This window comes from Caulobacter sp. FG7, assembly GCF_057808875.1.
The window spans coordinates 47,934-67,963 of record NZ_JBMDIW010000006.1 but is presented as its reverse complement, the minus strand read 5'-3'; the positions used below and the strand labels follow the sequence as shown (position 1 = coordinate 67,963).

Sequence of the window (20,030 nt, the reverse complement as noted above, 5' to 3'; positions counted from 1 at the left end):
TGACCACACCCCGCCGCGTTCCCCGCGACTGTTCCCCGACGGTCAAGATGATGGAGCCGGACCAATACAGGTCTTGCGATAAAGCGTTTGTCCGTCCATCGGATAGGAGTTCAGGAAAGTCCCGCCATGCTGACAGACGTAGAGCCCGCAACCAAGCCTCGGCAATCGCGCCGGATCGCCACCGAAGCAGCGATCGTAGAGGCGTTCGGGCGTCTTATGGAGCGCGGAAGCGTCCACGACGCGGGTGTGAACGCCCTAATCAAGGAAGCCGGCGTCGGCAAGAAACAAATATATGACTATTTCGGCGGCCTGGGCGGCGTCGCCGACGCCTGGGTGCGCCGCACCGGCATCTGGCCCCGCCTTTCCGACATGCTGGACGAGCCCCTGGAGACCTTCCACCAGCGCCCGCCGATGGAGCGCCTGCGGATGCTGGTGCGCACCTACGCCTCGTCCTTGCGCGCCCACCCGGCCGTGGCCACGATCATGGCCGGCGAGTTCGCGGGCCCGCCGGAACTGCGCGACGCCGTCACCGCCGTGCGCATCCGCATCTGGGAAGAGTACGAGCGCCTGTTCATCGGCCAGCGCAGCGAGGACAAGGAACTGCTGGCCATCGCCATGACCATGTTGTCGGCCGTGTCCTATGTGGGAATGCGCGCCAAGTTCGAGCCGAATTTCTTCGGTTTCGACCTGCATGACGACTTGGCGTGGGAACGGGTAGTCGGCATGCTGGACCACGTGATGGGCCGCTATCAGACCGGCGTCGACGCCGTCACTTCTCGTCAGGCGGATAACGCCGACTAGAAAATTGACCGATCGGTCCCCTTTTGAAAGTCTCCGAGCATCCCGCCGAGCGCGGGCCTGACCGCAAGCGGAGACCTTGATGTTCGGCGATCCCCTATCTCTCCCCGTCAAACCCCAGGCGGGCGACCTCTGGGTAGCCGCGACCATGGTCACCGACGACAAGCTGAAGCTCGGGCTGTCCAGGATCCTCCTCCTGGGCCCCGATCTTCAGATCAAGGCGGCCTTGCATACGGGCGACTTCGGCATGGTTTCGGGCCTGGCGGTGAATCCCCGCACCGGCGAGCTCAACGCCCTTGACCCCTTCGCCCGCAACGTCACCCGCATCGACGCCGAGGGGCTGCGCGTGCCGGGCCAGGCCTCGCTTCTCCCCGGCCGAGGCCTGGGCTCGATGGTGTTCCTGCCCGACGGCGGCGCCCTGGCCGGCGAGCACCTTTCGGGCCTGGCCCCGCCCTTCACCGGCGAGGGGCGCCTGGTGCGCTTCGACGCCGACGGCCGCGTGACGCGCTTCTATCGCCCCGAGTATCATGGCGGCGTCATGGGCTTCCTGGGCGTCACCCACCTGACCGTGCTGTCGGACGGCAAGACCGTGGCCTATGTCTCCGAGACCGGCCACACCGTCTATCGCTACGACATCGAGGCCGACGCCCAACTGCCGCCGCTCTATGTGCGCACCGACCCGCCGGGCATGGTGTTCGGCATCGCCGCCGTCCCGAACGACGACGTGCTGGTCAGCTGCGGCAACGAAGTGCGCCGCGTGGCCCAGGACGGTTCGGTGCTTCGCACCTACGCCGTGCCGGAAGGCCGCGGCTGGTCGTTCCTGCGCGTCACCGACGACGGCGCGCACTTCTGGGCCGGCGACTTCTTCTCGGGCCAACTGGCCAAGATCGCGCTGGACAGCGGCGAGCTGGTCGCCAGCGTCAAGCTCGACATCCCGTTCGGCGTGACCTCTATCGTCGAAGCAAAGGTCGCCTGAGGTGAAGAAGCGCAAGATCCTGCTGATCGGTCTCGGCGCCGTCGTCCTGGCGGGCGCGGCGACCTATGCGACCGCCCCGCTCTACTGGAACCGCTATTTTCGCGCCCTGACGGTCAACCCGCTGGAGCCGCCGATCGACTGGTACAAGCCGGTCGCCGTGGTGAAGGGCGCGCCCGCCGCGGCCCTGCCGAAGACGACGCCGGAAGCCGCGGGGATCGACCCCGCCGCCCTCGAGGCCGCCGCCGAGTACGCGGGCGAGCGCAAGTCCGACGCCCTGATCGTCGTCAAGGACGGGGCCATCGTCTACGAGCGCTACTGGAACGGCGTGGGTCCCAACACCGTGATGAAGGCCCACTCCTTCACCAAGACCATGACCGGCATGCTGATCGGCGCGGCCATCGCCGACGGCAAGATCAGGTCGGTCGACCAGCCGGCCGCCGACTTCATCACCGAGTGGAAGAACGACGAGCGCTCGAAGATCACCATCCGCGACCTCCTGCAGATGTCGTCGGGCCTGGAGCCGCCGGACTATTCCTATGCCCCCTGGTCCAGCACCATCCGCACCTTCCTGTCGCCGGATCTCGCCAAGGACAACCTGGCCCTGAAGGCCGTCCATCCGCCGGGCACGGTGTTCGGCCACCACAACCCCGACCCGGTGGCGCTGAGCGTCATCGTCGAGCGGGCCACGGGCAAGACCTTCGCCGACTACATGTCGGAAAAGCTGTTCCAGCCGCTGGGCATGCACGACGGTTCGCTGTGGCTGGCCAAGGAGGGCGGCCTGTCGCACGGCGACTGCTGCATGATCTCGCAGGTCCAGGACTGGATGCGCATCGGCATCATGCTGGCCAATGGCGGATCGTTCGAGGGCAAGCAGGTGCTGAGCGCCGACTACGTCGCGGCCATGAGCGCGCCGGGCAAGGCCAATCCGGGCTACGGCTTCCAGATCTGGCGCGGCCGTCCGTTCGCCAAGAACCGCATCTACTCGCCCGAGCGTCCCGACAAGGCCAGCGTGTCGGCCGAGCCGATCGCCGCCGAGGACGCCATCTTCCTCGACGGCTGGGGCAAGCGCCGCCTCTGGATCGTGCCCTCGCAGAAGCTTGTCGTCCTGCGCGACGGCGTCGACCTCGACGACTGGGACGACACCAAGATACCCAATCTCATTCTTCGCGGTCTGGCGGCCCCCGCCGCCCCGCAGCCGGAGAAGGCGCCATGATCAAGAACCAGTGGTACGTCGCCGAATACAGCGACGAAATTCCCAATGGCGGCCACAAGCGGGTGAAGATGCTGGGCCTGGAGTTCGTGGTGTTCCGCGACTCCAAGGGCAAGGTCAGCTGCCTGTCTGACGTCTGCATCCACCGCGGCGCCTCGCTGGGCAGCGGCATGGTCGTCGACGACGCGATCGAGTGCCCCTACCACGGCTGGCGCTTCAACGGCGGCGGCAAGTGCGTGAAGATCCCGTCGCAGGAGCCCGGCGTGAAGATCCCGCCGCGCGCCAAGGTCGACGCCTATCCGGTGCTGGAAAAGTACGGGATGATCTGGGTGTTCATGGGCGACCTGCCCGAGGCCGAGCGCCCGCCCCTTCCGCCCTTCCCCGAGTTCGAGGATCCGGCCTGGCGCTGCATCCGCGGCACCTATGAGTGGAAGGCCAACTACGCCCGCATCACCGAGAACGGCATCGACCCCTCGCACGCGGCCTTCGTCCACCCCAGCTTCGGCGACAAGGAAGCCCCGCAGGTCCACGAGTTCACGCTCGAACAGGACGAGTGGTCGGCCTATGCCGAGCTGAAGTTCGTGCCGCCCGAATACAAGGGCATGTGGAAGTTCTTCCGCAAGGCCAAGCGCAGCATGGTCACCGTGCGCAACGGCTTCCACGTCTCGGGCGCGCACGTGCGCATCCAGATCCGCCCGACGCCGACCTGGTCGACGGTGATCTTCGACGTCAACACGCCGATCGACGAGACCACCACGATCACCCGCTGGATCATGGCCCGCAACTTCCTGACCCAGAAGATCTGGGACGGCGACAGCCGCCGCCGCACCCTGCGCATCTTCGAGCAGGACCGCGTAATCATGGAGAAGGTCTGCCCCGAGCTGCTGCCCGTCTACCTGCACGAGGAAGTCAGCGTGAAGTCGGACGGCATCATGGTGGCCTGGCGCAACAAGCGCCGCGAGCTGATCGAGAAGGGCTGGGCGCTGGACGTCGACGCCATGGAGCGCGACATCCAGGGCAAGCGGGCGATGGTCATCCCCTCGCCCGACCGCGCCGATCCCAAGGAGGCCAAGGACTTCCTGCTCAAGACCGTGCCGCTGGTCGACGGCGAGCGGGTGCGGGCCGAGGCCCTGAAACAGCGCCACGGCGGCTCCGCGCCGGCCGCGGCCGAATAGCGGGAGCGACGCGCATGAGACCGAGCATCCTCGTCCTCGTCGCCGCGCTGGCCGTCACGGGGGCTGCACACGCAGCCTCCGTGGAGGTCAAGGTTTCGGGGGTCCAGAACACCAAGGGCCAGGTCGTGGTGTCGGCCTGCGACAAGGCCACGTTCCTGAAGACCTGCCCCTACAACGTGAAGGTCCCGGCCGCCTCGGGCGCGGTGAGCGCCAAGTTCGCCAGCCTGCCGGCCGGCCGCTGGTCGTTCCTGGCCTTCCACGACCAGGATGGCGACGGAGTGATGAAGAAGACCGCCCTGGGCCTGCCCGCCGACGGCGTGGGCCTGTCGCGCGATCCCAAGGCTCGCTTCGGCCCGCCGAAGTTCGAGGACTCGGCCGTGGACGTCGGCGCCGACGGCGCGAGCGTCGCGGTGGGGCTGAAATACTGATCGAAGATCCTCCCCCTGAAGGGGGAGGTGTCGGCGAAGCCGACGGAGGGGGCAGTTGCTGGTAAGCCGGCAGCTGCCCCTTCGTCGTTAGAGACTTCCCCCTCCGGCCCTTCGGGCCACCTCCCCCTTCGGGGGGAGGATCAGGGCGCCGGAAACCCTCCCGCCTTCGACACCATGCCCGGCAGCGCCGATGCGCCCAGCACGCCCTTGAGCCAGCCGGCCGTCTCGATCAGGCCCGGCAGGTCCAGGCCCGTCGACACGCCCATCCGCGCGAACATGTAGGCCAGGTCCTCGGTCGGCACGTTGCCGGTGGCGGCCGGGGCGAACGGACAGCCGCCGATGCCGCCGATCGAGGCGTCGAGGCTGGCCACGCCCGCGCGCCAGGCGGCGAAGGCGTTGGCCAGGCCCGTGTTGCGGGTGTTGTGGAAGTGGGCGCGCAGCACCGCCTCCGGCGCGACGGCGCGCACGGCGGTGAAGCGGGTCTCGACCGCCAGCGGGTCGCCCACGCCGATGGTGTCGGCCAGGGTGATCTCGGCGACGCCGTAATCGGCCAGCTCGGCGGCGATGCGCGCCACGTGCTCGACCGCGACCTCGCCCTCGAACGGGCAGCCGAAGGCCGCGGCGATGGTGACGCCCAGCTTCAGCCCGGCCTGGCGCGCGACCTGCGGCGCCTCGGAAATCTGCCGCAGGGTCTCGCTGATCGGGACGCCCTGGTTGCGGGCGTTGAAGGTCTCGCTGGCCACCACCACGAAATTGACCTCGTCGACATCGGCGGCGATGGCGCGGTCCAGGCCCCGGCGATTGAGCACCAGGCCGATCAGCGACACGCCGCGCGCGCGCAGGTCCTGCTGGCCGCGCAGGCGGGCCATCACCTCGTCGGCGTCGGCCATCTGGGGCACAGCGCGTGGATTGACGAAGCTGACCGCCTCGACCCGCCGGGCGCCGGCCTCGACGGCCTTCAGCACCAGGCCGGCCTTGTCGCTGGCCGATACCATCGTCTTTTCGTTCTGCAGGCCGTCGCGGGGCGACACCTCGACGATCTCGATGCTGGCGGTCATGGCGCGTCTCCTGGCGGACGCCCGCGAGGCGGGCAGGCATGGCGCGCGAGGATGCGTGGCGGCGCCCGCGAAGCCAGCGCCCCGCCCCCGGCGCCCGACAGGCGGGGAGCGCGCGCGACCGGGCGGCGAACATCGGTATGCGGCGCAAGCTCTCCCCGATCACTGGAGGGGAGCCTGATCGATGAACACCCAAAGAACCATGGCCCTGATGGGCGCTTCGCTGCTGGCCTTGATCTGGTCTGGGGCGTGGGCCGGCGTCGCCCCGGCGCAGGAGGCGCCCACCGCCGTCGACGAGGTGATGGTCACCGCCCGCCAGCGGGCCGAGAACCTGCGCGACGTGCCCGCCGCCGTCTCGGCCCTGAGCCAGTCGACGCTGGAAGCCGCCGGCGTCGCCCGCGCCGCCGACTTCGTGGCGCTGACCCCGGGCGTCAGCCTGGTGCAGGCCGCCGAACAGGGCGACGCTCAGGTCAATATCCGCGGCGTCAACGGCGCCCGCGACGCCCAGGCCTCGTTCGCCTTCGTCGTCGACGGCGTGCAGATGGCCAACCCGGCCGCCTTCAACCGCGAATTCTCCGACCTGCGCCAGATCGAGGTGGTGAAGGGCCCGCAGGGCGCGGTCTACGGCCGCAACGCCGCCGCCGGCGCGATCATCGTCTCGACCGTCGAACCGGGCGAGACCTTCGAGGGCGCGGGCAAGATCAGCGTCGGCAACCGCGACAGCTTTTCGGGCGACATCCGCGTGGCCGGTCCCTTGAGCGACAGGATCTCGGGCAGCCTGTCGGCCGACTTCCGCAAGACCGACGGCTTCTGGGGCAGCGACTTCGGCGGCGGCGCGGTCGACCGCTTCGAGGGCTACAATCTCAACGGCCGCCTGGTGGCGCGCCTTGACGAGAAGACCAAGCTCGACCTCAAGGCCCGCTATGGCGAGCTGACCGCCGGCTCGATCGCCTACAACGCCGTCTTCGCCCTGCCCGCCTTCGCCTCGGTGCTGGGCACGCCGTCCTATTACGAGGACGTCAACGACCACCGCTTCGCGTTCCAGAACAACGTGCCGCACACCAACGAGCAGCAGGCGCTGGAAGTCTCGGCCAAGCTGGAGCGAGACCTGGGCTTCGCCACCCTGACGGCCTGGACCCTCTATTCCGACATCGACAACGACCTGGTCGCCGACGGCACCTCGGCCTCGTTCGGCTTCTTCAACGCCAGCGCCGCCTGCGCCGCCTCGATCGCCAACCTCAACGCCAAGGGGATTACCCTGCCCGCGCCGCAGTACCTGGCGACCACGGCGGCGGGATCGTTCTTCGGCCCCTACACGCCGACCGCCTGCGACGGCTACCAGTACCAGAAGCGCGACCAGAGCGACGTCTCGGGCGAGCTGCGCCTGACCTCGCGCTCGGACCAGCCGCTGCGCTGGATGATCGGGGCCTACGCCCTGCGCATCGACCGCGAGGTGGGCGTGGCCACCGGCCTGGACGGCGGCGGCGAAGTTCCGCGCGCGCTCTATGTGCCCGCCTCCTCGGCCTATTCGACCGAACAGCTCTATTGGGACGACTTCCGCAGCGACGTGGCCGCCGTGTTCGGCCAACTGGCCTACGACATCACGCCGGGGCTCGAAGGCTCGCTGGCCCTGCGCTACGACCGCGAGGAGCGCAAGGTGCACAACCTGGTGCCGACCGCCGCGCGCACCAAGTTCATCGACTTCAACGGCCCGCCCTACACCGGCGGCGCGGCGCTGAACCCGGGCCTGGACGCCACGATCAATCCCGGCGGCATCAAGGACCAGAAGAAGACCTACGACCAGGTTCAGCCCAAGATCGCCCTGCGCTGGAAGGCCAGCGACGACTGGACGCTCTATGGCGACTGGGGCGTGGGCTTCAAGTCGGGCGGCTTCAACAGCCAGGGCAGCGCCGCCACCGTGAACCTGTTCGTCAATCCGGTGCGCACCGCCGCCGGCTTCAAGCCGGTGAGCATCCGCGACGACTTCGACAAGGAGGTCTCCAGCAGCTTCGAGATCGGGGCCAAGGGCCGGATGCTGGGCGGCCGCCTGACCATCGACGCGGCCGCCTATCACACCGACGTCGACGACATGCAGTTCTTCGAGTTCTTCGTCGGTCCGTTCGGCCTGCTGCGGGTGGTGTCCAACATCGACGAGGTGCGGATCAAGGGCGTGGAACTGGGCCTGCGCTACAAGGCAAGCTCGCGCCTGACGCTGGAGGCCTCCGGCGCCTATACCGACAGCGAGATCCGCAAGAACTCGGTGCGGCCAGACACCATCGGCAACGAGTCGCCCTACACGCCGCGGTACACCTGGAACCTGGCGGCCGACTACGTCCATCCGCTGCCCGACAACCTTGCCCTGCGCCTGCGGGCCGACGTCCGCGGCACGGGACCGACCTGGTTCCACGTCGTGCAGGACCAGGACGCGCCCACGGTCTTCGAGCTGAGCTACGGCGCCCTGGGCCGGGCCAACTACGCCAAGAGCCGCCGCGACGCCTACACCACGCTGGACCTGCGCGCGGGCCTGGAAGCCGACACCTGGAGCGTCACGGCGTTCGGCAAGAACGTGACGGGCGAGAAGTACCTGACCGAGGTGATCCCGGCGCCGGAGTTCGGGGGCAATTTCGCATCCCCCGCCGCCGGCGCGACCTTCGGGGTCGAGCTGGCCGTGAAGTTCTGACGACAGAGCGGGCGGCGCCCGCACAGCGGTGAAACCCCTCCCCCGATCCGGCGCGCGCCGCCCGATCGGGGGAATGTCGCCCCATAGGCGTCGCGCCGTCGCACTTGGGGGGAGTCGCCCTGGGGGGAGTTGGCGCGCCAGCAATAGAGGCTGACGATGGCTTACCGATTGGGCGTGGACGTAGGCGGGACCTTTACCGACCTGCTGTTGCTGAACGAGGCGACGGGGGACTTCTGGCGGCACAAGACGCCGTCGACCCCGCATGACAGCTCGGTCGGCGTGATGACCGGCGTCAACGCGGTCTGCGAGAAGGCCGGGGTCAAGCCGTCGGACGTCGACGTCTTCCTGCACGGCACCACCGTGGCCACCAACGCCGTGCTCGAGGGCAAGGGCGCCCGCGTGGGCCTGGTGACCACCGAGGGCTATCACCAGGTGATGCAGATCGCCCGCTCGCTGGTGCCCGGCGGTCTCGCCGCCTGGATCATCTGGCCCAAGCCCGAGCCGCTGGCCAAGCTGGAAGACACCGTCGAGATCAAGGGCCGCATCGACGCCGTGGGCAAGGAGATCCGCCCGCTCGACGAGGCCGATGTCCGCGCCCAGCTGACCAGGCTGAAGGAGCAAGGCGTCGAGGCGGTGACCATCGCCCTGATGAACGCCTACCTGAACGGCGCGCACGAGCGCCGCGTCGCCGAGCTGGCCGCCGAGATCCTGCCGGGCGTGCTGGTCTCGCTGTCGCACGAGGTCCTGCCGGAGATGCAGGAGTACGAGCGCACCCTGACCACCGTCGCCAACGCCTCGGTCCGTCCGGTCGTCAGCAAGTACGTCAAGAACCTGCGCGACAAGCTGCGCGGCCTGGACATGCAGGGCCGCATCGCCCTGCTGCGCTCGGACGGCGGCCTGATGTCGTCGGAAAAGTCCGAAGAGCACCCCGTCAGCCTGCTGATGTCGGGTCCCGCCGGCGGCGTCACCGGCGCCCTGTGGGTGGCCCGCAACTCGGGCCTGAAGAACATCCTGACGCTCGACGTCGGCGGCACTTCGACCGACGTGGCCTTGATCGAGAACGGCGAACCGCGCCGCGTGCGCACCACCGACGTCGGCCACCTGACGGTCCGCGCCTCGTCGCTGGACGTGAAGACGGTCGGCGCCGGCGGCGGCTCGATCGCCAAGGTGCCGGAACTGACCCGCGCCCTGCGCGTCGGCCCCGAGTCGGCCGGCGCCGCGCCGGGTCCGGCCGCCTACGGCAAGGGCGGCACGGCCCCCACCGTCACCGACGCCAACGTTGTGCTCGGCTACCTGCCCGAAGACCTCTTGGGCGGCGCCTTCAAGCTGGATCGTGAAGCCGCCCGCACGGCGGTCCAGACCATCGCCGACGCCCTGGGCATCGACCTCTATGAGGCCGCCCGCGGCATCATCGACATCGTCAACGAGAACATGTTCGGCGCGCTGCGCATGATCTCGGTGCAGCAGGGCTATGACCCCCGCGACTTCGCCCTGATGGGCTTTGGCGGCGCGGGCCCGCTGCACGTCAACGCCGTGGCCAAGCTGATGGGCTCGTGGCCGGCCGTGTCGCCGGTCTCGCCGGGCGTGCTCTGCGCCCTGGGCGACGCCACCACCCGTATGCGCACCGAGACCGCCCGCTCGTACTCCAAGCGCCTGTCGGCCGCGACGGAGGCCGAGGTCCTCTCCCTGTTCGGCGAGATGGACGCCCAGATCCGCGACACGCTGAAGGCCGACGGCGTCACCGACACCGAGATCGAGACCCGCTTCGAGATCGACGTCCGCTATCACGGCCAGGCCTTCGAAGTGCCCATGCACGTGACGCTCGAGAGCCTGAAGGACGGCGGGCTGGCCCGCCTGGCCGCCGCCTTCGACGACGAGCACCGCCGCCTCTTCACCTTCAACATGGACGCCGAGCACGAGCTGGTGAACCTGCGCGCCGTCGCCATGGGCAAGGTGCAGGAGATCCCCTCGCTGGAGATCGAGAAGGGCGACGGCGATCCGTCGCGCGCCAAGATCCGCGACCACGAGGTCTGGGCCGACGGCGGCATGAAGCCGGCCGCCATCTACGACCGCTCCAAGCTCCGCGCCGGCGACCGCGTCCCCGGTCCGGCGATCATCACCGAGATGGATTCCACCACCCTGGTGCTGCCCGACTGCGAGGCGCTCGTCGACGCCTACGGCGTCATCTTGATCAACCCCGTTTCGGAAGCCTGAGCCATGCCCGCGCGCATCCTGGAAACCAATTCCACGCCTTTCGGCAAGGTCGCCGTCGATCCGGTGACGCTCGACATCATCGAGAACGCCCTGCGCAACGCCCGCGTCGAGATGGACGCCACGCTGTTCCGCACCGCGCTGTCGCCCGGCATCCGCGAGCAGGGCGACGCCTTCCCGCTGATCGCCGACCGCGACGGCCGCATGGTGGTGGGCCAGTTCGGCTCGTTCATCGACGGCTTCCTCAAGGGCTATGACGGCGAGATCGAGGAAGGCGACATCATCCTCGTCAACGACCCCTACTCGGTCGAGGGCGCGATCAGCCACGCGTCGGACCAGCTGTGCATCGCCCCGATCTTCCGCGACGGCCGCCTGGTGGCCTGGTCGGCGATGTTCGGCCACATGACCGACGTCGGCGGCAAGGTCCCCGGCTCGCTGCCCACCGACGCGGCCTCGATCTTCGAAGAAGGCTTCCGCCTGCCGCCGGTGAAGCTCTACCGCAAGGGCGAGCTGCAGAGCGACATCGTCCGTATCGCCGCCCACCAGTCGCGCATGCCCGAGTGGTTCAAGGCCGACCTGCACGCCATCGTCGCCTCGTGCCGCGTGGCCGGCCGCCGGGTGGTCGAGATCTGCGAACGCTTCGGCGACGACGTCTTCGCCAGCGCCCTCGATGAACTCCTGGCCCGCAACCACCGCGCCATGGCCCATCTGATCTCGACCGCGATCGGCGAGGCCCCGGTGTCGTTCGAGGACTACATCTGCGACGACGGCAAGGGCGCCGGCCCGTTCAAGATCAAGTGCACCATGTGGCGCGAGGGCTCGAAGGTCGTTCTCGACTTCGACGGCACCGATCCGCAGTCGGAAAGCTCGATCAACTTCCTGCTGAACGAGAACATGTTCAAGATGTTCTTCGGCATCTACATGATCATGGTCTTCGACCCGCAGATCCTGTTCAACGACGGCTTCTACGACCTCGTCGACGTGCGGATCCCGGAAGGCAGCCTGCTGAAGCCGAAGTTCCCGGCCGCTCTCTCCTGCCGCACCCACGCGCTTGGCCGCATCTTCGACGTGCTGGGCGCCTTGCTGGGCCAGAAGACCCCGGAGTTCCTGTGCGCCGCCGGCTTCTCGAGCTCGCCGCACCTGATGTTCTCGGGCTTCGACGGCAAGGGCGAATGGTTCCAGCTGTTCCAGATCGGCTTCGGCGGCATTCCGGGCCGTCCGTTCGGCGACGGCGCCGACGGCCACTCGCTGTGGCCGGGCTTCACCAACGTTCCGAACGAGTTCCTGGAACGCTACTTCCCGATGGTCATCGAGCGCTACGAGAGCGTGGCCGACAGCGGCGGCGCCGGGCGCTTCCGGGGCGGCAACGGCATCCACATGACCTACCGCTTCACCGAGGCCGGCACGATCGCCATCCACGACGACCGCTGGTTCGTGCCGCCGTGGGGCGTCAATGGCGGCGCCCCCGGCGCCCGCTCGTGGAAGCGCCTGGACAAGGCTAACGGCGAGAGCATCGCCCTGCCCTCCAAGTGCGACGGGATCCAGGTCGACAAGGGCGACCTGCTGCACTTCGTCACCTGGGGCGGCGGCGGCTGGGGCGACCCGCTGGAGCGCGAGGTCGAGCTGGTCGAGCTGGAAGTCTCGCGCGGCCTGGTCAGCGCGCAGGGCGCCAAGCGCTTCGGCGTGGTGCTGGACGCCGCCGGCAAGGTCGATGCGGCGGCCACCGAGGCCCTGCGCGCCAAGATCCGCGCCGAGCGAGGCCCGCTGGAAGTGTTCGACCGCGGTCCCTCGCTTGAGGAACTGCGCGCCAACTGTCTGGCCGAGACGGGCCTGCCCGCTCCGCGTCCGCCGGTCTGGCGCAACGCGCCGCTGGCCCTGGCGGCGGAGTAAGGCGCGTCATGACGGTTGAAAACACGGGTCCGCTGAAGGGCCTGCGCGTCGTCGAGATGGGCCAGCTGATCGCTGGTCCGTTCTGCGGCCAGCTGCTGGGCGACATGGGCGCCGACGTCATCAAGATCGAGCCGCCCGGCAAGGGCGACCCGATGCGTGACTGGGGCCGCGGCGACTATCCGCTGTGGTGGGAGGTCGTGGCCCGCAACAAGCGCACGGTCTCGGCCAACCTCCGCGTGCCGGAAGGCCAGGCCCTGGCCCGCAAGCTGATCGCCACTGCCGACATTCTCATTGAGAACTTCCGGCCGGGCACGCTGGAGGGCTGGGGCCTGTCGCCCGAAGTCCTGCACGCCGAGAACCCGGGCCTGATCATCGTGCGGGTGTCGGGCTACGGCCAAACCGGTCCCTATGCCGACCGCGCCGGCTTTGGCGGCATCGGCGAGGCCATGGGCGGTTGGCGCCACATCGTCGGCGATCCGGACCGCGCCCCCTCGCGCATGGGCATCTCGATCGGCGACGCCCTGGCGGCGACCTACGGCTGCCTCGGCGCCCTGGCCGCCCTGCGTCACCGCGACGCCACCGGCCAGGGCCAGGTGGTCGACAGCTCGCTCTACGAGGCGGTGCTGCAGGTGATGGAAAGCCTGGTCCCCGACTACAAGGTCATGGGCTACATCCGCGAGCGCTCGGGCTCGGTGCTGCCCGGCATCGCCCCGTCGAACGTCTATCACTGCAAGGACGGCGACTATCTGATCGCCGCCAACCAGGACACGGTGTTCGGCCGTCTGTGCAAGGCCATGGGCCAGCCCGAGCTCGCCCAGCACCCGGACTACGTCAACCACGTCAACCGCGGCCGCAACATGAAGGCGCTGGACGCCCTCATCGAGGAATGGACCAAGACCCTGACGGTCGACGAGGTCGAGGCCAAGATGATCGAGGCCGGCGTGCCGGCCGGTAAGATCTATCGCGCGCCCGAGATGCTGGCCGATCCGCACTTCGCGGCCCGGGAGTCGATCGTCACGCTCGACCACCCGCGCTGGGGCGAACTGCCGATGCAGAACGTCATGCCCAAGCTCTCCAAGACCCCCGGCGTCGTCCGCGCCATCGCCTCGCAGGCGGTGGGCCAGGACAATGCGGCGGTGTGGAGCGAACTCGGGATCAGTGAAAGCGAACTGAAGGCCTTCGCCGAGCAAGGGGTGGTCTAGTCAGGGATCCGAAACCTCGCCCCCTAGGGCCGTGCCTGCATGGCCCGCCCAAGGACATGCTTCGACAAGCTCAGGGTGAGGTTTCTACTGCGACCGCCGTGCACTGGCGCGGAATACTGGCGCGGATCGCAAAATGACCCTCATCCTGAGCTTGTCGAAGGACGAGGGTCACGCACCGTGCTCGAAATCTCGAATTTGAAGATCAGCTTGGATCCCCGCCTGTGCCGGGGATGCACGGAGTAGAAATGGCCGAAGACCTGAACGCGGACTACCACAAGGCCGGCTTCGGCGGACGCCTGGCCTTCGGCAAGAGCCCGGCCCTGCTGATCATCGACGTGGTCGACGCCTATCTGCTGCCGGACTCGCCGCTCTATGCCGGCGTCGAGGCGGCCCTGGCTAGCAACGCCCGGCTCCTGCAGGCCGCGCGCAAGGCCGGCATCCCGGTGATCCTGACCAACGTCGTCTATCAGGCCGGCGTCGGCGGCCGCGACGGCGGGGTGTTCTATCGCAAGGTCCCAGCCCTGAAGGCCTTCCAGGAAGGCTCGCCCTTGGGCGCCTTTCCCAAGGAGATCACCCCGATCGAGGGCGAGATCGTGCTGTCCAAGCAGTACGCCTCGGCCTTCTTCGGCACGCCCCTGGCCTCGACCCTGCGGGCCATGGGCGTCGACACCGTCATCATGGGCGGCTTCTCGACCAGCGGCTGCGTGCGGGCCAGCGCCCTGGACGCCCTGCAGCACGGCTTCATCCCGTTCGTGGTGCGCGAAGCCTCCGGCGACCGCGACGAGCGGGTGCAGGAAGCCAACCTCTTCGACCTGCAGGCCAAGTACGCCGAGGTGGTCTCGGAAGCCGAGGCGTTGGACCTGATCGCCGGCGCGACCGGAAACTAGCGCTTCCAGTCCGACGCGAGCTGGTCGTAGCCCTGCTCGCCGCCACACGGCTCGACGCCCTTGGGAGAACGATCGCCTGCGGCGAGCGCTTGCGCGCAAGCGGTGTTGAACGCCGCCTGGCCCGGCGAGACGTCGTAGCGCGGCACGAAGATCATCGACACGCGTCCGGGCTTGCCGTTGATCCCGGCGATGTAGGTGGTGATCGGCGTCGAGCCCCGCTGGGCCGTGGCGCGCTGGCGCAGCTCCATGGCCTGGATGGGGTCCTTGGCGACGCCGCCCTGGCCGTACTGATAGAGCAGCGACAGCGCCATCTGGGCATTGGCGTCGTTGCGGTCCGCCCGCTGGTGCAGCATCTCGGGCGAGGTGCTCAACGCCGTGCGCAGGGGGCCCAGGCTGGCGAAGCGCGCCTCCGGCGTGGTGGCGCAACCCGCCAGCAGGACGGCGCCGATCAAGCCCGCCAATCCAGCGATCCGTCCGCTCCGCGCCATTTCCGCCCCGGCGATCAACCCTTGAGGGCATGATTGCGCCGGATCACTCCTGGCGCAATAGTCGCGCTCAGTCGGCGGCCGGCTCAAGCCCATAGGCCCGCATGAAGACGTCGACCGCCGCATCGACCGCCGTGTCGATCATCTGCGGCGTCAGTTCGGGCAGCACGCCTTCGAGCAGGCGGTAGAACGCCCCGGACTCGCACAGCGCCTGGAAATGCATGGCCGCCTGCCAGGGGTCGACGCGCCGCATCTGGCCCTGTTCCATGAACCACTCGAAGCGGGTGGTCATCCGCGTCCAGCCGCGCCGGGGACCGTTCTCGAAGAACAGCTTGCCGAGGTTCGAGCGCGCGCCCTCGGCGATGATCATCCGCCTGAACGCCAGCACCTCCTCGCTCGACACGAACGCCAGGAAGACGCGGCCAAAGCGGCTGAGCGCCGAGCGCAGGTCCTCCTCGGTCTCGAAGGTCGAGAACACCGGATCGATGATCTGGGCGCCCTTCTCCAGCATGGTGGCGACGAAGAGGTCGTCCTTGGAGGCGAAGTAGCTGTAGAGCGTCTGCTTGGAGCCGCCGGCGCGCGCCGACACCTCGGCCATGCTCGCCCCCAGGAACCCGCGCTCTAGGAACACGGCCTTGGCCGCTTCCAGGATGCACTTGCGCTTTTCCTCGGTCTTGACGCGCACGCGCCCTCCTCCCGTCTCCGATAGGCCTATTAACCAGGCCCAGGCGTTTTCTGGACCAGACCGTACACTTTTCACTTGACGTCGTCACGTCAAGTTATATTTGGACCGTCCTGTACGGTTTGATATCGAGCAAATCCGATGGCAAACGCCCTCCCCCGGACTTCCCCCCTTAAACTGGCCCTCGCGGGCCTCCTGGCGACGACAGCCCTGGCGGGCTGCGCCGCCGTGCCCAAGCTGCCGCCGGCCCAGGCGATCAAGGCGCCCGACGCTTACGCCTCGCAAGCGAGCCTGGCCGCGCCCGCCGCCGACTGGCCGGCCGACCACTGGTGGACCGCCTATGGCGACGCCCAGCTCGACGCCCTGGTCGACGAAGCCCTGGCCGGCTCGCCCGACCTGGTCGCCGCCGAGGCCCGCGTGCGCAAGGCAGAAGCCCTTGCCGGCCAGGCCCGCTCAGCCACCCTGCCCAGCCTCAGCGCCGGCGCGACCTACGCCTCGGTCAAGCAGAGCTACAACAACGGCGTCCCGGCCGCCTTCGTGCCGAAGGGCTACAACGACACCGGCCGCGCCACGCTCGACTTTTCCTGGGAGCTCGACTTCTTCGGCAAGAACCGCGCGGCCCTGGCTGCGGCGACCTCGCAGGCCGAAGCCTCCAAGGCCGACGCCGCCGAGGCTCGCCTCGTCCTGTCGACCAGCGTCGCGGCCGCCTACGCCGATCTGGCCCAGCTGTTCGCCGACCGCGACGCCGCCGCCGACGCCGTGAAGACCCGCGAGCAGACGGCCCAGCTGACCGCCGACCGCGCCGCCAACGGCCTGGAGAACCGCGGCTCGGCCGAGCAGTCCAAGGCCGGCCTGGCCTCGGCCCGCGCTCAGCTGGCCGCCGCCGACGAAGCCGTCGGCCTGACCCGCAACCGCATCGCCGCCCTGCTGGGCGCCGGTCCCGACCGGGGTCTCGCCCTGCAGCGCCCGAAGGTCGGAACCCTGAAGGCCTTCGGCCTGCCGGCCAACCTGTCGGCCGACCTGATCGGCCGCCGTCCCGACGTCGTCGCCGCCCGCCTGCGCGCCGAAGCCGCCGGCCAGTCGATCAGAGAGGTCAAGGCCGAGTTCTATCCGAACGTCGACTTGTCGGCCTATTTCGGCCAGCAGTCGCTGGGCCTCGACCTCCTGACCAAGGGCGGCTCACGCATCGGATCGATCGGCCCGGCCGTGCGCCTGCCGATCTTCCAGGGCGGCGCGCTGCGGGCCAACTATCGCGGCGCCGCGGCCGACTACGACGCCGCCGTGGCCAGCTATAACGGGACCCTCGCCCAGGCCCTGAAGGACGTCGCCGACGCGGCCGTCAGCGCCCGCGCCCTCGACGCCCGCCTGGACGAGACCCGCAAGGCCGTCGCCGCCTCGTCGGCCGCCCACGACATCGCCCTGCAGCGCTATCGCGGGGGCCTGGCCACCTACCTGGAAGTCCTCTCCGCCGAGGACGCCCTGATCGCCAACCAGCGGACGCTCGCCGACCTCGAGACCCGCGCCTTCACCCTCGATGTGGCGCTCGTGCGCGCCCTCGGCGGCGGCTACCGCGCCGCCTGACCCGTTTCTCGGAGCCCTCCCCCATGTATGATTCCGAAGCCTCCGCCGACGCCACCGCTCAAGCCGCCGCCGAAGCCAAGGCCGCCGCCGGCGCCAAGCGCAAGAAGCTGTTCCTCGGCCTCGCCGCCGTCGTCCTGATCGCCGGCGCCGGCTATGGCGCCTACTACGCCCTCGTGGGCTCGCACCATGTCGAGACCGACAACGCCTATGTCGGCGCCGACGTCGCCCAGGTGACCCCGCTGGTCGGCGGCCCGGTGCGCAGCGTCGCCGTCCATGACACCCAGGTGGTCAAGGCCGGCGACGTGCTGGTCGTGCTCGACGACAGCGACGCCCGCATCGCGCTCGCCTCGGCTCAAGCCGATCTGGCCCGCGCCGAGCGGCGGGTGCGCGGCTATCTCGCCACCGACCAGAGCCTGTCGGCCCAGATCGCCGCCCGCGACGCCGACCAGGCCCGCGCCGCCGCCAGCCTGACCTCGGCCCAGGCCGACCTCGAGCGCGCCCGCATCGACCTGGACCGCCGCAAGGCCCTGGCCGCCACCGGCGCCGTCTCGGGCGACGAACTGACCCGCGCCCAGAACGCCTTCGCCAACGCCCAGGCCGCCTTCGCCTCGGCCAAGGCCTCTCAAGCCCAGGCGCAGGCCAACCGCGCCGCCGCCGCCGGCTCGCTGGCCGCCAACGCCGTGCTGACCGACGGGACCACTGTCGACACCAACCCGGAAGTCGCCGCCGCCCGCGCCAAGTTCGAACAGGCGCAGCTGGACCTGTCGCGCACCGTGATCCGCGCGCCGATCGACGGCGTCGTGGCCAAGCGCGCCGTACAGGTGGGCCAGCGGGTCGCCGCTGGCACGCCGGTCATGCAGGTGGTTCCGATCGCCGCGGCCTATGTCGACGCCAACTTCAAGGAAGGCCAGCTGCGCAAGGTCAAGATCGGCCAGCCGGTCGAGCTGACCGCCGACCTCTACGGCAGTGCGGTGACCTACCACGGCAAGGTCGCCGGCCTTTCCGGCGGCACCGGGGCTGCCTTCGCCCTGATCCCGGCCCAGAACGCCACCGGCAACTGGATCAAGGTCGTGCAGCGTCTGCCCGTCCGCGTGGCCATCGACCCGGCCGACCTGAAGGCCCATCCGCTGCGCGTGGGCCTTTCGATGAAGGCCACGATCGACACCCGCGACTAAACCCGAGCAGCAAGGACCGCCGTCATGGCCAGCGCTCAAGCCGCCCCCGCAAGGGCGGCGTCCGAACCCGCGCCGCTCAGCGGGCCGGCGATGATCTTCGCCGGCCTGATCCTGGCCGCCGCCAACTTCCTGGTGGTGCTCGACACCACCATCGCCAACGTCTCGGTGTCCAACATCGCCGGCGCCCTGGGCGTGTCGCCCAGCCAGGGCACGTGGGTGATCACCTCCTACGCCGTGGCCGAGGCCGTGGTCGTGCCGCTGACCGGCTGGCTCTCGGCCCGCTTCGGCGCGGTCAGGGTGTTCGTCTTCGGCATGATCGGGTTCGGGATCTTCTCGTTCCTGTGCGGCCTGGCGCCGTCGCTGGGCTTCCTCGTGCTGTTCCGCATCCTGCAGGGCGCCTGCGGCGGCCCGCTGATGCCGCTGTCCCAGACCCTGCTGCTACGTGTCTTCCCCAAGGAGAAGGCCGCCGCCGCCACGGGTCTGTGGGCCATGACCACCCTGATCGCCCCGATCCTGGGGCCGATCCTGGGCGGGGCGCTGTGCGACAGCGTCGGCTGGGCCTTCATCTTCTGGATCAACGTGCCGATCGCCATCGCCTGCGCCTGGTTCGCCTGGAACCTGCTGAAGGGCCATGAGACGCCGCTGGCCCGCGCGAAGGTCGACCTGGTGGGCCTTGGCCTGCTGGTCGTCTGGGTCGGCGCGCTGCAGATCATGCTGGACCTGGGCAAGGAGCACGACTGGTTCGCCTCGCCGATGATCATCGGCCTGGCCATCGTCGCGGCGGTGGGCTTCGCGGCCTTCCTGATCTGGGAGCTGACGGCGGAGAACCCGATCGTCGACCTGCGGGTCTTCCGACACCGGGGCTACACAGCCGCCGTCATAACCCTCAGCGTCGCCTTCGGGGCGTTCTTCGGGATCAATGTGCTCAACCCGCTCTGGCTGCAGCAGAACATGGGCTACACGGCCACCTGGGCGGGATACGTCTCGGCCCTGCTGGGCGTCACGGCCGTCATGGTCGCGCCGCTGGCGGCCGGCATGTCGGCCAAGTTCGACGCCCGCAAGCTGGTGTTCCTGGGCCTGATCTGGATGGCGGTGATGACCTTCTTCCGGGCCCAGGCCAACCAGCAGATGGGCTACTTCGATATCGCCCACTGGCTGCTGTTCCAGGGCTTCGGCATGCCGTTCTTCTTCGTCCCCGTGACCGCTCTGGCCCTGGCCAGCGTCCGGGTCGAGGAGACCGCCAGCGCCGCTGGCCTGATGAACTTCTGCCGCACGCTGTCGGGGGCGTTCGCGACCTCGGTGGTGACCACGGTCTGGGCCGACGGCGCCAGCCGCAACCACAACGAACTGTCGGGCGTGCTGAACGGCGCGCAGGGCACGATGGACCAGCTGAAGGGCCTGGGCATGAGCGCCGACCAGGCGCGCGGCACGCTGGACAACATGGTCCAGAGCCAGGGCGTGATGCTGGCCACCAACCAGGTGTTCATGGCCATGGCCGTGCTGTTCGTGGTGGCCGCCCTGGTGGTCTGGCTGGCCCCCAAGCCGATGCGCGTGGCCGATACGTCGGCGGTGCACTGACAAGAAACCCTCGCCCT

At 69.3% G+C, this 20,030-nt stretch carries 16 protein-coding genes; 13 read left to right on the top strand and 3 right to left on the bottom strand.

Annotation, left to right across the window (positions count from 1 at the left end; translation table 11 throughout):
* The first annotated feature begins 246 nt into the window (after positions 1-246).
* The 5 genes from ACODR1_RS06750 to ACODR1_RS06730 all read left to right on the top strand — a co-directional run bounded on the left by ACODR1_RS06750 (position 247) and on the right by ACODR1_RS06730 (position 4,587).
* A complete protein-coding gene (locus ACODR1_RS06750) occupies positions 247-801 on the top strand; it encodes a TetR/AcrR family transcriptional regulator (protein ID WP_488879768.1) in 555 nt (184 codons plus the stop codon).
* Positions 802-880: 79 nt separating this feature from the next.
* Entirely contained in the window at positions 881-1,774 is an 894-nt protein-coding gene (locus ACODR1_RS06745; protein ID WP_488879767.1) for an SMP-30/gluconolactonase/LRE family protein, read from the top strand.
* 1 nt (position 1,775) lies between these two features.
* The gene (locus ACODR1_RS06740; protein WP_488879766.1) at positions 1,776-2,987 is read left to right on the top strand and encodes a serine hydrolase domain-containing protein; all 1,212 of its coding nucleotides are present in this window, start codon (positions 1,776-1,778) and stop codon (positions 2,985-2,987) included.
* The gene (locus tag ACODR1_RS06735) at positions 2,984-4,159 is read left to right on the top strand and encodes an aromatic ring-hydroxylating dioxygenase subunit alpha (protein WP_488879765.1); all 1,176 of its coding nucleotides are present in this window, start codon (positions 2,984-2,986) and stop codon (positions 4,157-4,159) included. The genes ACODR1_RS06740 and ACODR1_RS06735 overlap by 4 nt, the downstream gene beginning before the upstream one ends.
* Positions 4,160-4,173: 14 nt before the next feature.
* Entirely contained in the window at positions 4,174-4,587 is a 414-nt protein-coding gene (locus ACODR1_RS06730) for a DUF2141 domain-containing protein (RefSeq protein ID WP_488879764.1), read from the top strand.
* 140 nt (positions 4,588-4,727) lie between these two features.
* On the opposite strand, the gene ACODR1_RS06725 is transcribed toward ACODR1_RS06730, so the two are convergent.
* Complete coding sequence (locus tag ACODR1_RS06725; protein ID WP_488879763.1) at positions 4,728-5,645, bottom strand: hydroxymethylglutaryl-CoA lyase; 918 nt, start codon at positions 5,643-5,645, stop codon at positions 4,728-4,730.
* Between the two features lie 181 nt (positions 5,646-5,826).
* Between ACODR1_RS06725 and ACODR1_RS06720 the strand changes: the two genes are divergently transcribed.
* The 5 genes from ACODR1_RS06720 (at position 5,827) to ACODR1_RS06700 (ending at position 14,512) form a co-directional block, all read left to right on the top strand.
* Positions 5,827-8,322 (top strand): TonB-dependent receptor, encoded by a 2,496-nt coding sequence (locus ACODR1_RS06720; RefSeq protein ID WP_488879762.1) that lies wholly within the window; start codon positions 5,827-5,829, stop codon positions 8,320-8,322.
* 156 nt (positions 8,323-8,478) lie between these two features.
* A complete protein-coding gene (locus tag ACODR1_RS06715) occupies positions 8,479-10,536 on the top strand; it encodes a hydantoinase/oxoprolinase family protein (protein WP_488879761.1) in 2,058 nt (685 codons plus the stop codon).
* 3 nt (positions 10,537-10,539) lie between these two features.
* On the top strand, positions 10,540-12,423 hold the full coding sequence (locus ACODR1_RS06710) for a hydantoinase B/oxoprolinase family protein (RefSeq protein ID WP_488879760.1): 1,884 nt from the start codon (positions 10,540-10,542) through the stop codon (positions 12,421-12,423).
* An 8-nt stretch (positions 12,424-12,431) separates the two neighbouring features.
* Positions 12,432-13,625 (top strand): CaiB/BaiF CoA transferase family protein, encoded by a 1,194-nt coding sequence (locus ACODR1_RS06705; protein ID WP_488879759.1) that lies wholly within the window; start codon positions 12,432-12,434, stop codon positions 13,623-13,625.
* A 245-nt stretch (positions 13,626-13,870) separates the two neighbouring features.
* The gene (locus ACODR1_RS06700) at positions 13,871-14,512 is read left to right on the top strand and encodes an isochorismatase family protein (protein ID WP_488879758.1); all 642 of its coding nucleotides are present in this window, start codon (positions 13,871-13,873) and stop codon (positions 14,510-14,512) included.
* On the opposite strand, the gene ACODR1_RS06695 is transcribed toward ACODR1_RS06700, so the two are convergent.
* Together ACODR1_RS06695 and ACODR1_RS06690 are read right to left on the bottom strand one after the other, a co-directional pair.
* The gene (locus ACODR1_RS06695) at positions 14,509-14,964 is read right to left on the bottom strand and encodes a hypothetical protein (RefSeq protein ID WP_488879757.1); all 456 of its coding nucleotides are present in this window, start codon (positions 14,962-14,964) and stop codon (positions 14,509-14,511) included. The two genes, ACODR1_RS06700 and ACODR1_RS06695, sit on opposite strands and share 4 nt — an antisense overlap.
* 103 nt (positions 14,965-15,067) lie before the next feature.
* Positions 15,068-15,682, bottom strand: coding sequence for a TetR/AcrR family transcriptional regulator (locus tag ACODR1_RS06690; protein ID WP_488879756.1), 615 nt, complete (start codon positions 15,680-15,682; stop codon positions 15,068-15,070).
* 138 nt (positions 15,683-15,820) lie between these two features.
* Between ACODR1_RS06690 and ACODR1_RS06685 the strand changes: the two genes are divergently transcribed.
* Genes ACODR1_RS06685 through ACODR1_RS06675 form a run of 3 tightly spaced genes read left to right on the top strand, consistent with a single transcriptional unit; the run spans position 15,821 to position 20,013 of the window.
* Positions 15,821-17,260, top strand: coding sequence for an efflux transporter outer membrane subunit (locus ACODR1_RS06685; protein WP_488879755.1), 1,440 nt, complete (start codon positions 15,821-15,823; stop codon positions 17,258-17,260).
* Between the two features lie 23 nt (positions 17,261-17,283).
* A complete protein-coding gene (locus ACODR1_RS06680) occupies positions 17,284-18,435 on the top strand; it encodes an EmrA/EmrK family multidrug efflux transporter periplasmic adaptor subunit (RefSeq protein ID WP_488879754.1) in 1,152 nt (383 codons plus the stop codon).
* Positions 18,436-18,459: 24 nt separating this feature from the next.
* Positions 18,460-20,013 (top strand): DHA2 family efflux MFS transporter permease subunit, encoded by a 1,554-nt coding sequence (locus tag ACODR1_RS06675; protein ID WP_488879753.1) that lies wholly within the window; start codon positions 18,460-18,462, stop codon positions 20,011-20,013.
* The last annotated feature ends 17 nt before the right edge of the window (positions 20,014-20,030 follow it).